The sequence below is a fragment of the Methylobacterium gnaphalii genome (genome assembly GCF_007992215.1).
Taxonomy (GTDB): domain Bacteria; phylum Pseudomonadota; class Alphaproteobacteria; order Rhizobiales; family Beijerinckiaceae; genus Methylobacterium; species Methylobacterium gnaphalii.
Window position 1 is genome coordinate 1 of sequence record NZ_BJZV01000051.1, and the last position, 13,753, is coordinate 13,753.

Annotated in this window: 11 protein-coding genes and 2 pseudogenes; 9 read left to right on the plus strand and 4 right to left on the minus strand. The window is 61.2% G+C overall.

Going from position 1 to position 13,753, the window contains the following annotated elements; genetic code table 11:
- Window positions 1-140 precede the first annotated feature (140 nt).
- A pseudogene (locus MGN01_RS21935) lies at window positions 141-755 on the minus strand (SOUL family heme-binding protein).
- A gap of 763 nt (window positions 756-1,518) precedes the next feature.
- On the opposite strand from MGN01_RS21935, the gene MGN01_RS21940 reads away from it, so the two are divergent.
- Window positions 1,519-4,347: a bifunctional diguanylate cyclase/phosphodiesterase gene (locus MGN01_RS21940; RefSeq protein ID WP_170246112.1), complete on the plus strand. Its 2,829-nt coding sequence runs from the start codon at window positions 1,519-1,521 to the stop codon at window positions 4,345-4,347.
- Window positions 4,348-4,468: 121 nt separating this feature from the next.
- Here the strand turns inward: MGN01_RS21940 and MGN01_RS21945 are convergent, their stop codons facing one another.
- Together MGN01_RS21945 and MGN01_RS24305 are read right to left on the minus strand one after the other, a co-directional pair.
- Window positions 4,469-5,650, minus strand: coding sequence for an MFS transporter (locus MGN01_RS21945; protein WP_147048940.1), 1,182 nt, complete (start codon window positions 5,648-5,650; stop codon window positions 4,469-4,471).
- Window positions 5,640-5,821: pseudogene (locus MGN01_RS24305) on the minus strand (arsenical-resistance protein); the annotation flags it as partial. The pseudogene MGN01_RS24305 and the gene MGN01_RS21945, both read right to left, overlap by 11 nt.
- A 652-nt stretch (window positions 5,822-6,473) precedes the next feature.
- Between MGN01_RS24305 and MGN01_RS21955 the strand changes: the two are divergent.
- The 7 genes from MGN01_RS21955 (at window position 6,474) to MGN01_RS21980 (ending at window position 11,641) form a co-directional block, all read left to right on the plus strand.
- Window positions 6,474-6,932 carry a hypothetical protein gene (locus MGN01_RS21955; protein WP_147048941.1) on the plus strand — a complete coding sequence of 153 codons (459 nt, stop codon included), beginning with the start codon at window positions 6,474-6,476 and terminating at the stop codon, window positions 6,930-6,932.
- 154 nt (window positions 6,933-7,086) lie between these two features.
- Window positions 7,087-7,209, plus strand: a complete 123-nt coding sequence (locus tag MGN01_RS24470; RefSeq protein ID WP_280178566.1) for a hypothetical protein — start codon at window positions 7,087-7,089, stop codon at window positions 7,207-7,209.
- 270 nt (window positions 7,210-7,479) lie between these two features.
- Entirely contained in the window at window positions 7,480-8,691 is a 1,212-nt protein-coding gene (locus MGN01_RS21960; protein ID WP_147048942.1) for a flagellin N-terminal helical domain-containing protein, read from the plus strand.
- Between the two features lie 80 nt (window positions 8,692-8,771).
- Entirely contained in the window at window positions 8,772-9,176 is a 405-nt protein-coding gene (locus tag MGN01_RS21965) for a hypothetical protein (RefSeq protein WP_147048943.1), read from the plus strand.
- A gap of 352 nt (window positions 9,177-9,528) precedes the next feature.
- Window positions 9,529-9,789, plus strand: coding sequence for a hypothetical protein (locus tag MGN01_RS21970; protein ID WP_147048944.1), 261 nt, complete (start codon window positions 9,529-9,531; stop codon window positions 9,787-9,789).
- A gap of 138 nt (window positions 9,790-9,927) precedes the next feature.
- Window positions 9,928-10,671, plus strand: a complete 744-nt coding sequence (locus MGN01_RS21975) for an SDR family oxidoreductase (RefSeq protein WP_147048945.1) — start codon at window positions 9,928-9,930, stop codon at window positions 10,669-10,671.
- A gap of 28 nt (window positions 10,672-10,699) precedes the next feature.
- Window positions 10,700-11,641, plus strand: a complete 942-nt coding sequence (locus MGN01_RS21980) for an alpha/beta fold hydrolase (RefSeq protein ID WP_147048946.1) — start codon at window positions 10,700-10,702, stop codon at window positions 11,639-11,641.
- Here the strand turns inward: MGN01_RS21980 and MGN01_RS21985 are convergent.
- Entirely contained in the window at window positions 11,638-12,531 is an 894-nt protein-coding gene (locus MGN01_RS21985; protein WP_147048947.1) for a LysR family transcriptional regulator, read from the minus strand. The genes MGN01_RS21980 and MGN01_RS21985 overlap by 4 nt on opposite strands.
- Before the next feature lie 92 nt (window positions 12,532-12,623).
- Between MGN01_RS21985 and MGN01_RS21990 the strand changes: the two genes are divergently transcribed.
- Window positions 12,624-13,373: an MBL fold metallo-hydrolase gene (locus MGN01_RS21990; protein WP_238258362.1), complete on the plus strand. Its 750-nt coding sequence runs from the start codon at window positions 12,624-12,626 to the stop codon at window positions 13,371-13,373.
- Window positions 13,374-13,753 lie beyond the last annotated feature (380 nt).

A 13,753-nucleotide genomic window follows, 5' to 3' on the forward strand; every position in this document is an offset into this window, starting at 1 on the left:
CTCGTCGCAACACCGCCGGGAACAGCTCTAAGGCCGTCTTTCGAAGCGCCGAACGGGATCGAACATTCGACTCCCACGAAATACTCGATCGAGTCCGCGCGATCCTGAATGCGTTTCGTGCCCTTCGCAGCCGAACGGCCTCACGAGGATGCCAGCCGAACCGCGACCTCATTGCGACGCAGGAACGGAAGGGCGAAAGGCGGGTCGTAGCCCATGAAGACGGGTGGGCCGGCGATCACCCATCTGGTGGCCGTCAGCGCCTGTGTGAGTTCGCGTTCTTGCTGCAAGCGAGCGTCAGCCGTCACGCGACCAGAGAAGCGCATTGCGGCGATCTGTTCAGGAGGAAGCCGGATCAGGCGGACCCCAGGCTAGGTGGGCTCCGGTGCCCCAGCCTCGGCGAGTCTCCTCGGCAGGAAGAACCGCATGGTACCGCCGGCGCTTTGCTCGACAGGTACCGTCATGGCGATGCGCCGTCCCGCGGCCTCGACCGGCGTCGTCATGGCAATCATGTTGCCGCCCTGGTTCGCTCCGGCGATGTAGCGAAAGAGCCTTCCGAACGCCTCGTTGTCACCTTGTCCTCGCGCATCCGTCTCGACGACGAGCCGCTCGCCGTAGGAGCGAACTTCGACCCCGCGCTCAAGGCGCTCGACAACGGTGTAGGGAGGCTGCTCGTAAAGAGCGCGGATGCCGAACACTGATAGGACAGACTCCAGCAGAGTCTTGAGGTAGTAGACGAACTTTCCCATCACAGGCATTCCGTACGACGTGAGCTGGGCGCATAAGATTTAGACCCGCACACTGTTCCGCCTGTTGGGGCATCGGTTTCATCGGCGCGCGCCGGACGCGAGCGCTCACCTCGATGTTGCACCGCTTTTGTCAGTCCCTGAGCCTGCCGGCCTTCGGCTTCCGTAGAGGCGAGTGATGCGCTTGTTCGGTGCGCATTCTCAGGACGACAACATGTCCGAGATCCTTCTCAGCCTCGGCTACGAGGAACCGGAACGTCGATGGGACTGAACCCACGATGTCCGCGTGCTCTCTCAATGTCCGCGCGACCTGGGAAAGCTCGTGACGCCTGCTCAGCATCGCGTGCTGGAGGTGCGCCTCGGGTTTCTGGCGCAGCCAGCGGGCCGAAGAAGCGAAGGACAACGCAGGTCGGCCTTTCGCTGAGGCGCAACGATTCACGCATAGCGCCTGCCGACCGCTCAATACCCTGACCCATCCACGGCCAGCCAAAAGCCACGGTTCATTCATCCACGTCCTTTGGCCTTGGCGACGGATGGCGTGGTCAATGTGATGTGGTGGATCAGTGTGAATGCGGTTCCTGCATTCACTTGGGTCCGGCGGGCTGCCGCAGGGTGAGGTCCTGAGACCACTTGATCTGCACCCGATATTTGCGGGCTCGGCGTTCATGTCTTGCGAACTTCATCGCCGTAAGCTGTCTGCGCAGCACCTTACGGTCAAGATTCCATGTGGCGTATATATTCCTGCCTGGCCTACGAACATGATCTTCGCTTAGTCGTGCTGGCCGTGGCTGTTTGCGTACTGGGATCCTTCACAAGTATCGCCGCGCTCCAGCGGGCCGTGGCGGCTGAAGGAAGTCAGCGGAAATACTGGTTGATCGTTGCGGGAGGCGTCGCCGGAATTAGCATCTGGACGACCCATTTCACCGCCATACTCGGATACGCTTGGGAACTTGACCTGCGGACCATTATTAATGTGGCCGTCCTCTCCGCCGCATCCTGTATCACTTTAGCGACGCTCGGCTGGATGACCGGATTTGGCACCTCGCGGCTGCGAGGCCTGGTAGGCGGAGCCGTGGTCGGCGTAGCCCTGGCGGTGTCGCACTACATCGACATGGCCGCTCTGCAAGTTCCCGGAATCGTGCGGTACGAACCTGTACTCGTGGTGGCCTCGCTCGTGGGCGGTTTGACGCTCTGTGCTTTTGCGGGCTGGCTCCTCCAGCTTTATGCCAAGCTGCCTCTGGCGTGGCCCTCGGGAGTCGCCTTAATTGCCGGGATTCTCTGCCTTCACTTCGTAGCGATGGCGAGCATCACGATCGTTCATGGTCCCCTGAGCATGGATGCCGCTGGTGTCGGTCTCAGCACAGTCGGCTCCATCGTCGTTGGCGCCAGCCTCCTGATCATCGCTGCTGCGTTGGGCTTGGCCTTCCATAGTCAGCATCGGGCCAGGGCTGCGAGCGAGGATCACGAACGGCTGCTCAAGGCTCTTGCGGATCTCCAGGCGAGCGAAGCCCACCATCGTGCGTCGATCGAACTCAATCCGCAGATCCCCTGGCTGGCCGACACCACGGGCAAAGTCATCGAGATTTCCCCCCGCTGGGCAGAACTCGTCGGCGTTCCCGTGGAACAGGCCCTCGGCGATGGGTGGGCGGCCCCCGTGCATCCCGATGATCTACCCGGTGTCGAGGTGCTGTGGAGACGTGCAATCGAGACGAGAGACGGCACGATAGCGGATGTTCGTTACCGGGTCCGTCTGAGGGATGGGCTGTATCGCTGGTTCCGAGCCCGTGCTCTTCCCCGCCGCTCCGCATCTGGCGAGATCATCGCGTGGTACGGAAGCCTTGAGGACATCGACGAGCAGGTCAGGGCAGAGCTTGAGCTGCGCAAAAGCGAGGAGCGCTATCGCCTCGCCTCAAGCGCGACCAACGACGTCATCTGGGACTGGTCTTATGAGGAGCGGATCACCACCTGGGCCGGCGCCATCGAGGAGGTTCTCGGATATCCGGAAGCAAGAGCCGGAATGACGCAGGAATGGTGGATCGAGCGCATTCATCCCGACGACCTGGAGCGGGTCCTCCGCCTCCAGGCTGACGCGCTCGAGGGCGGCAGCGACCAGTGGAGCCACGAATACAGGTTCCGGCGAAGCGACGGTGAGTACCTCAATATGATCTCGCGCTGCCTGATCGTGCGCGATGAGCGTGGTGTTCCTGTTCGGCTTGTCGGCTCGTTGCTGAATGTCACGGACCAAAGGCGCATCGAAGACGACCTTCATCGCGCCGCTCACGAGGACAACCTCACGAAATTGCCCAACCGGCGCCTCTTCGGCGTGAGGATCAATCAGGCGGTCGAACAGGCGGGAGCTTGTGGCAGTTGTGTCGGTCTGGTCGTGATCGACCTTAACAACTTCAAGTCTCTTAATGATACCCTCGGACACGCTGCCGGGGACGCTCTCCTCTGCGAGGTCGCCAACCGCCTGAAAGCGTCCGCACCTGCTGGAGCCACGGTTGCCCGTTTGGGGGGCGACGAGTTCGCAATCATCCTGCCAGATCTCAAGCTCGACGATGCTCGCCGGGAAACGGTTCGGGATCTGCTCGCCGGACTGGACGAGCCGGTGCTCATCGAAGGGTTCCGAACGAGCATCAGCGTGTGCGCAGGCGCCGCGATCTGGCCGAGGGACGCGGAATCCGTCGGCGACCTCCTCAAATGCGCGGATCTGGCGCTCTATGCCGCGAAGGCCGAGCATCCAGGCGCCATACGCGGCTTCACGCCGAGCATGCGCCAGGCCTCCGTGGTGAGGGCAGCAATGCTCTCGAATGCACGGCTGGCTCTCGACGAGGATCGTGTCCTCCCCTTTTATCAGCCCAAGCTCTGCCTCAGGACAGGGAACGTCGTCGGCTTCGAGGCGCTCCTTCGCTGGCACGACAGCGCAGGTGACATTCAATCGCCCGGCAGCATCGCTGCTGCTTTCGAGGACGTCGAACTCTCGACCCGCATCACGGAGCGCATGCTGGACCGCATCATCCGGGATTGCGGGCGCTGGGCCGGTATGGGGGTGGACTACGGACGGATCGCCTTCAATGCGTCCGCCGCCGATTTCCGCAGGGATGATTTTGCCAACCAGGTCCTACGATCGATGTCCGAGGCCGGCCTCCCGCCCTCTCACTTCGAACTCGAGGTCACGGAATCGGTCTTTATCGGGCGCAACACGGAACGGATCATCCGCACCTTGGAAATTCTCCGGTCCGAGGGCATGACCATTGCCTTGGACGATTTCGGGACCGGATACGCCTCCCTTACCCACCTGCAGCAGTTTCCCGTCGACGTTCTGAAGATCGACAAATCGTTCATCGCACCGATCGGGTCTGGCTCCTCCTCCAGCACCGCAGTGGTTGATGCCGTGCTTCAGATGGCACGCAGCCTCGGGATCGCTGCGGTGGCGGAGGGCGTGGAAACGCCCCACCAGGCGGGGTACTTGCGTGCCCGCGGCTGTGACATCGGGCAAGGCTACCTGTTCGGACGGCCGGCCGAGGCAAGTCACGTCCCACGCCTCTGCCAGCGAGTCGATGGTTCTTGGTTCGCGACACACGTAGTGGCGGCGAGGAGCTGAGTTCGCTCAGGCAGCTGGAACAATCTTTCGGACTTGAAGGGGTCAGTAGTCCGATACCGCCACCAGAAGGGCGTTGCCACGCTGGTAGAGCCGTCAGGCGATGCGGCGGCACGGCTGGAGGCTACGGCGCACGCCAGAGTGCCCCGACCAAGACGACGTTGAGCAGGGCCATGCTGGCCAGGAGGCCGAACGTGGCCCCTGCCCCACCATGCGCCAGGACGTAGGCGCCGAGCGGCGGCGCCAGAGCCTGCGCCACCAGGCCCGGCCGCGCCAGACGTCCGACCAGTGGCGCGTAGCGTTCCGGACCGAAAAGTGCGAGCGGCACCGTGCCCCGTGCGATCGAATAGATCCCATTGCCGGCGCCGTAGAGGATCACCGCGAGGGCCACCGGTGGCACGCCGAGGGCCAGCAGCACGATCCCTAGCGCCACCAGGCTCATTGCGGCGGACAGCGTCCACAGCGGATGATGCCGCCCCTTGAACGTCATCTCGACAATGCGGGCGCCAACCTGTGACGGCCCGATCAGCGCACCGAAGGTGACGGCCGAGGCCAGCGGCACGTCGCGCGCCTGCAGCAGCGTCAGCACATGTGCCGAAAACAGGCTCATCACCGCGCCGCCGAGGATCAGCACGCCAGCCATCAATAGGAACGCCCGACGCTCCCGTGGCGCCAGCACTATGACCCGTTTCTGATCGGTGGTCGCGGAGGCCGGCCGCGCCGGAGGACGTGGGATGAGGCCGAGGATCAGCGGCAGCGACACTGCCAACTGCAGACCGGCATAGATGAAGCAGGCGCTTCGCCAGCCGCCGTGTTCGAGCATGAAGGCCGACAGCGGCCAACTGACGGTACTGGCGAACCCACCCCAGAGGGTCAGCGTCGTGATCTCCGGGCGGGCTTCGGCACCATAGAGGCGGCCGAGCGTGGCAAAGGCTGGGTCATATAGGCCGCAACCCATGCCGAGCCCCATCAGCAGCCAACCGGCTAGGAACACCCACAGCGACGGCGCCAGGCTCAACACCACCAGGCCGGCAGCGAGGGCAATGGCCGACGCCGCCAGGACCGGCCGGCCGCCGCGCTCTCCAATGATGCGGCCGACACGGGGCGACACCAGGCCGGCGACTAGCAAGCCGAGGGTCAGGCCGCCAAACACCCCCGCCAGCGGCCAGCCGGTGTCCTGCGCAATCGGCACCGCCAGGACGCCGAGCAGGTAAAACGACGAGCCCCAGGCGAGGATTTCGACGACGCCGAGGGCGGAGACAACGGTCAGGCGGCCTCTCCGGCTGCCGGCAGCATCAGGTGTCACGGGTTGCCGTCTTTAGCGCAGTAGCGGACATGGCACCGAGCTCGTACCGACCCTGCGAGCAGTTCAAGATCCACACCACCGTCAGCATCACCGGCACCTCAATCAGCACGCTGGCCACCGTGCGAGCGCCGCGCCGGAGTTGAGTCCGAACAGGCTCATGGCGGCGGCCATCGTAGCAGCTCATAAACCAAACCAAGGCAGGCGCACGTTCGCATCGGCGCGTGCCTTCTGGGAAACGCTTCCATAGCGGCTGCCGACACTCTTGGCGGGTGCGCCAGAAATGCCGTTGGCGGGTTCATCGCAATGCTGATTGATCCACCAAGCTTAGAACGGTGTGGTCAGTTCGTGCGCTTCTCGCTCGTTCGAGCTTCTTGAGCCGGTTCGGATGTTGGCTCAGCGTTATTCGAGGTAGGCAAGCGCGGTCGCGCAGCGGCGCTAAGCCTCATCCGAGTCTAGTTGCTGAGGCTGATCTGTTCCTCACGCCGGCCAACCGGGGCACGCAAACCGAGCGGCACAGCGCGCCGCACGTAGTCCACTCCAGTTTTGGATGCTTCCGGCGACGCGTCGCTATCAACGACATTTGTACCACCCGATTGTACCACTCGGGCAGTCTAAGTCGCTGATTTTACTGGCTGCTTTGCGTGATCAACCGCTTGGCGGTCGAATGGTGCCCAGGAGAGATTTGAAAGAAGCCAGCGGTTTCAGGGCAGATTACCCAAGGTGCGGGACTAAAGCCCGCCTTGATCTAAAAAGGGAATTTCTAGGCGGTCCCTCACACTTAGCGCCACCTCGCCCCTCCCCGCTTATACGCAGGGAGAGTGAGATGGGCGCGTTCGGCAAAACCCTTACTGCCGAGATCAGCTTCCAGCGTCTCTGCTGCTCGACCTGTGCGACAGTCTACTACTTCCCGGAGGACTGGTGCGTCCGTGCGCGGATCGAGGGGCGCTCATGGCAATGTCCTAATGGACACGGCCAGTGGTTTGGCGAGAGTGAGAACGACAAGATCCGGCGCGAGCGGGATCGGCTGAAGCAGGATGCGGCTCGCCTGCAAAGCATGGCTCAAGAGGCCCGTGAAAGCCGCGATCGGGCCTACGAACGCGAGGCCGCTGCAGAACGGCGCGCATCTGCCGCCCGAGGCCAAGTCACGAAGCTGAAAAAGCGCGCCGCCAACGGCGTTTGCCCGTGCTGCACCCGCAGCTTCGCGGACCTACGCCGACACATGGCGTCCAGACATCCCGCCTTCATTGCTGAGGAGATCGCCGATGGCGCACCGCTGCAGTGAATCCCCTCCCCCACCTCCGCCCCAGGAGTGAGCCGTCATGGATAGGGCGAGTATCTTCCGACGAGCCCTGCTCTGGCCTTTCGGGCTTTGCCAGACCTTTCGCCAGCGGGACGAGGGACACGGCGTTTGAGGCGAGTGCCAGAAATGCGGACGGGTGGCCGGCTATATCAGCCGGGCCGCTCTGCGCGCCTACGCCGATCGGGAATACGAGGCCGAGATGGCTCGCCGCACCATCACCAGCCCCGAGCCCGATCGGAAGGAGGTGGACCATGTCTGACGCGATCCTGATTGGTCTTTGCGTCCTGCTAGAAGGCTTCTGGGTCGGAAATTCCCTGACTTGGCCGTGGGAGGGTGGCCCGCGGCCCACAAGAAGCCGCTGCCAGCGTGATCCTTGAACGGGTTCGCCCGCCGAATGTGGCTGGATCCTACAGACCCTCAAACCGCCGGTAGCAGCCCCAAGTGCGAGGAACCGGATTACAACCCTGGCCAATGAACAATTAACCATATTGGCGACAGGATAGCGGCAACAGAAAAAGCAATATCAGCGATGTCTCAGAGCATCACGTTATCCTCGGCTACGCGCCAGAACCTGCTCTCGCTGCAGGACACTGCCACCCTGACCGCGACGACGCAGGGTCGTCTGGCCACCGGCCTGAAGGTCTCCTCTGCCCTCGACAACCCGGTGAACTTCTTCACGGCGCAGAGCTTCACGAGCCGCTCGGGCGACCTCAGCGCGCTGCTCGACTCTATCTCGAACGGCATCCAGACGATCCAGGCGGCCAACCAGGGCATTACCTCGATCCAGAAGCTGATCGACTCGGCGAAATCGATTGTTAGCCAAGCGCTGGCCACGCAGATCACCACGACCGGCACTGCATCGGTGGATTACTCAGGTGCTGTAGCAGGTAGCGGCGCTTCAACAGATTTTTATATCAATGGAGATCCAAAACACATAATACTGTCAGGAATCGATACAATCGATCAATCTATAGAAAAACTAAATATTGCAGCCGGTGTAGTAATTTTTTCGAAAGATGCTTCGGGCACAAGAATATCTTTGAATGCTTCTGCGGATATTGAATTTGCAGATCCAAGCGATCAGACCCAATTAGGTTTCGCAGGGGGGACTGCCCCCGTAGGACCATATTACGGAACAGGATTTGAAAAAGCTGGCCAAAGCTCCGATCTCACGGTGACGGGCGTTTCGACCCGCAAGTCGCTCTCTGATCAGTACAACGACCTGCTGACCCAGATCGACCAGCTCGCGAAGGATGCCAGCTACAACGGCGTCAACCTGCTTAGCAGTGCCGCTCCCACCAACAAGCTGCATATCTCGTTCAACGAGAAGGACACCTCGAACCTCGACGTTCAAGGAGTCGATGCCACCTCAGTTGGCCTCAAACTGTCTGCTATCACGAGCACCTCTAATTCGGCGGCTGTAGCCAACAATACTAACCGAGGCAATTTCCTGCTAGACGCCGATGTAAAAGCAACGACGAACCAACTAATAGCAGCAACTGACGCGCAGCGTGCCAACGCCTCAAATTTTGGCTCAAACCTCTCGGTGGTGCAGAACCGTCAGGACTTCACCAAACACTTGATCAACATTCTCGACACCGGCTCGGTTAATCTTACCAACGCTGATCTCAATGCTGAAGCAGCCAACTCGCAGGTGCTCTCGACCCGTCAGTCGCTCGGCATCTCGGCGCTGTCGCTCGCCAGCCAGGCGCAGCAGGGCATCCTGCAGCTCCTGCGCTGATCGACCTCAATCTATAGGAATCCGCTCCCTGCCGCTGCGAGGCTGCCGGCGTGCCGGTGGTGAGGGTGAAGGGAGAATAGATGACGCCGCTACTAGAAGACCTGACCGAACTCGTCGCAGAAATAGACCCTGCGCTTACACCCCTGGCAAACGGCTACTCGGAGGCGGTCATTCTCTTGGCGTCGCTCTCTGTCGGAGCCGACGAGGAGCAGATCGCTGCGGCGCTGGAGTTCGATCAGACCTTCGTTCGCGTGGTCGGGAAGCGCCTGCGAGAGGCTGGCATCTGGCTCGGAAAGCGAGAGGTCTGCCACGCCAGAACCGAGGCCTGGACGAGCGAAGGCGGAGGCGTGGCCTTCGCGATGGATCTCGCCGTCGCGTTGGGCGACATGGAGACCGCGGGCATACAGGATGACGAGCTTACCTCCCGCCTTACTGAGCAAGGTAGGGCCAGCGTGTCTGGGATGGGGAAGGGCACTCTGCAATGATTGGCTCGACAATCCTCCCTCCCCTCCGCCGATCCGCAGCCGACTCAGAGCGGTTCGCGAGGATCTTGGACGGGGAACCGGGGACGAAAACCAGGCCTTCTTTTGTTGGACTGATTTTGGATCTATAACTGCGACGATTCTTCAGGTTTTGAAGCCGGGTAGACTGCCCCTGCCTTTAAGCCCCGAGGTGTTGCGCATGGACAGGATCGTCGTCGCCGTGCCTGTCTTTTTAGTCGGCTCTGCCGCGGGAATGCTGGTTGGCTACTTCGTTTGGCTGCCCGGCCGATTGTTCGGCGCATGGTGAGTGCGGCAGACGCTCTCCGCTCCGGCCCGATCCCGCCTAAGCTGCCTCATGGCCGACCAACCCACCGTCGGCGAGCTGCGCAAGGCCGCTCTCATTACCGACGCCCAGATTGAAGCTGCAGTGAAGGCGTTTCTAGAGGCGCCCTTCACCGACGCCTTCCCGATCGCGGACGGTCTGACGCTCAACCTCGCGCGGGCCATCGCCGAGCACGCGGCGTCGGCGGCCATCGCCGACATGAGCAGCTCCGAAGCGTTCCGCCGCACAATGGTACGGACGGCGATCCTATTGGCGAGACCGGAAAGCGCATAACCTGCGACAATAACCGAGATCCCCGCCCCTCTCGCGTTCGATCCTGTGCATTTTTGCGCAGCCGCCGCTGAGTAGCTCCGAATTTCCTGGAGTCGATCTGAGGTCTATTTCGTGAAGGAAGTTCGAAAGGGAACGGACATGAGCGAGAACACAACAGGCAAGGTCGTGCTCATCCTTGGTGGAGCGGGCGGGATCGGTTCGGCGACGGCGCGCGACCTCGCGAGCAAGGGCGCCAGGGTTGCGATCGCGGACATCGATGAAGAGCAGATGGTGGCAGTTACCGCCGGCATCTTTCGGTCGAACGGGTCCGCGCAGCGCTATTACGTCGATGTCACCAACAAGGATCTCGTGCGCGATGTGGTCGACCGGGTCGTGGCGGATTTCGGCAAGATCGACGTGCTGATCAACGCGGCCGGGATCATGCTGATTAGGCCTCTGACCGAGATCAACACCTGCGAGTGGGAGACTACGATCGATCTGAACCTAAAGGGTACGCTCTGGGGCGTCGCGGCGGTGTTGCCGGTGTTTCAGAAGCAGTGCAGTGGCCACATCATCAATCTCGGCTCGATCCATGGCCTGAAGGTGTTCTCGCCCGGGGGCGCGGTGCATTCGGCGTCGAAATACGCGATCCGCGCTTTCTCAGAAGGCCTACGCGCCGAACTCGCGGAAACCTCGATCCGGGTCACGACAGTCACGCCAGGCGCGGTCGACACAGGCATCCAGAACAAAACGACTGGAACCGACAGTGAGCGGATGCTCGAAATTTACAAGAAGGCGATCCCCGCGAGTGCGGTGTCGCGCGCGATTACCTTCGCCATCGAGCAGCCGGCGGCCGTCGACATCAACGAAATCGTAATTCGACCGACAGCTCAGTTCATCTGAGATCGCGCCGCGCAGAAGTTGACATCGTATGAAGAAAAAAATTCTAGTCTTGATAACCGCCATGCTGGCACTTGGCACGGCGGCGAAGGCTTGGACTATGCCGTCGTCTTCATCCACAATCACTTATTATCGCGCTCAGGTCGATGGAATCAGCATCTTCTACCGGGAGGCAGGCCCGAAGGATGCACCGACGATCGTCTTACTTCATGGTTTTCCGTCGTCGTCGCGGATGTTCGACACGCTCATTCCGTTGCTCGCCTCGCGCTATCATCTGATCGCGCCGGACTATCCGGGTTTTGGTCAAAGCGAGGCGCCGTCGCCAGCGAGATATCATTACACGTTCGATCATCTTGCCGAGACAACTAACCGGCTACTGGAGCAGCTCAACATCGATCGGTACATCCTCTACATGCAGGACTACGGTGGTCCGGTAGGTTTCCGTATCCTGGTGCAGCATCCTGATCGGGTGAGCGCGATCGTCGTTCAGAATGCCAACGCCTATAAAGAAGGCCTAGGCTCGAAGTGGACCGCCATCGCACAATATTGGGCTGATCCGAAGGCGAACCTGGAGATTTTCCGAGCCTTCACGTCGCTCGAAGGCGCCAAACAACGGCACATCGCCGGCAGCCCGCACCCAGAGCGCTACAACCCAGACACCTGGACCGACGAATATGCCACCTTATCGCGGCCGGACGAGCAGGAGATTCAGGCCGAGCTCCTCTTCGACTATCAGACGAACGTCGCGTCGTATCCCGAGTGGCAGGCATGGCTGCGCGCCCACAAACCGCCGATGATGGTGCTTTGGGGCAAATATGATGTTTCGTTCATCGTCGCGGGCGCCGAGGCGTATAAGCGCGACGTGCCCGATGCAGAAGTTCATATCCTGGACGCTGGTCACTTCGCCCTTGATGAAAAGGTCGACGAAATCGCCGAGCTGATGCTTCGCTTCCTATCGAAGCAGGTACCCTAGTTCGGGCACTCGAATAAATCCCGCTTAGATTCGAAAATCTTCTGAAGATGATCCGTCACCACGCGTGTCGGCAGGTCCTTTCGTTCTTGCCGGCGAGTCACCATCCAAACCTCTCGAGCCGGAGGACTATGCTCTAGCGTGCAGCGCCTGAGGGCTTTGTCCGCCTTGCCGACGAAGTAGGGCAGTAGCGCTAGCCCCGCACCCTCACGCGCCGCGACGGCCTGCGTCATTTGGCTATTTGCCCGGAATGAAATCCGCGCGTTCGGAAAGTGACGGGTGAGCCACATCGCCTCCGGCAGGTGCGAGTTTGCTTCGTCGAATCCGACGAACACGGGGTCGCTTCCTTCCGCAATTCTTTGGCAACTTTCCTTGGTGCCATAGAAACCGAACCCGAGTTCGACGAGCGGTTTGGCAATGACGTCTCCGTCATCCGGTCTCGCAAGCCTCAATGCTATATCCGTCTCACGGCGCTCAAGGCTCACCGAGCGGAAGTCGGTTGCCACATCGATGTCGAGACCTGGATGCTCGATGGAGAGATGCGCGAGGCAGCCTACGAGGAAAGCCTGTGCCAGGCTCGGTGGCGCGTTCACACGCACGAGACCCTTTGGACGGTCGTCCTCGCCGCCGCGGCTGAGGATCGCCGCCGAGGCTTCCATGTCGCTCGCTGGGCCGATCGCTCGTGTACCGGCCGGCGTCAGCACGTAGCCGTCCGGACGCCTCTCTATAAGTTTTTCGTCAAGTGATGCTTCGAGGGATTGGATGCGCCGCGACACCGTCGCGTGATTGATTCCCAACGATCGCGCTGCAGCCGACAGGCTACCGAAGCGGGCGATTGCGAGAAATACCCGCACGTCTTCCCAGTCTGGCGTTGTGCGCTTTTGATCAGCCATTGCGCAGGATTAGCGAATTCTTCGTGAGCATACACCTGCTCGATAAGGGAGCAAGTTTTGGGAGGCAAAGAATGTGCAGGTCCGATCTAACCTTGACTCTTATTGGCGGCCCGACGGTTCTCATCGAATATATTGGCATTCGGCTGCTTACCGATCCGACGTTCGATCCCCCGGGTGAATACAAAGGCGCCCACAGCGCAGTTGTTCATCGCAAGACCTCAGGCCCAGCGATCGCGGTCGAGCAGATCGGCGAGCTAGATGCCGTCCTGCTCAGCCATGACCACCATTTCGACAATCTGGACAACGCCGGCCGTGCACTGCTTCCGAGTGTCGGTGTGACGTACACAACACATTCGGGCGCCGAACGTCTTGGCGTCAACGCCCTTGGATTCACGCCGTTCGAAACTCGCACCCTGCATGGCAAGAACGGGAAGCAGCTCTTCGTCACCGCGACGCCCGCACGGCATGGGCCGGTCGGTGTTGACGTAGGGGATGTCGTCGGTTTCGCCCTTGGCGTGAAGGAGCCTGGTGATCTCATCTATTTCACAGGCGACACGCTTTGGTTCGAAGGTACCGCCGAGGTTTCGCGCCGGTTTTCTCCGAAGGTGGTGGTGCTGTTCACGGGCGCTGCTGAACCGCGCGGTCGCTTCCACATGACTATGGGCAGTGAAGATGCGCTCGAAGCTGCAGCCGCGTTTCCCGAGGCCACGCTGCTGTCCGTCCATAACGAAGGGTGGGGGCACCTCAAGGAGGATCAGGATCAGTTGGCGGATGTTTTCGTGAAATTTAATGTGGCCGACCGCCTTACCCGTTTTGAAAAGGGCATCCCGCTGAGCTTCTAGATCTGAAATGGGGGCTCCCTTCGTCCAGTCGCAGCTCATTCGGAGCAGCCGTGGCGTGCTAGTCGCGCTCGGCTTTGCAAGATTGGCTTCCCGAGCAGATCTAGAATAGGTGTTTTTGATCAGTTGCTTAGCTTCCGCACCTAGCGTTATAGGCCCCATTGAACGGTAAAGTTAAATTTTCAGCAGCACCCGCACCGCATAAGCTTCGGCATGACCGAGATCCCTACCCCACCTCGCAAGCCCCTCGCCGCCTACACGGCCGACGAGATCGAAGCGGTTGCCGAACGAGCGGCTGAGCGGAAGGAGAGCGGCTTCATCGTAACGCCCGACTCGGTGCCGTTGTTCGTGGCGGCGTTGAGAGCCTTAGCCCGCGAGCGGAA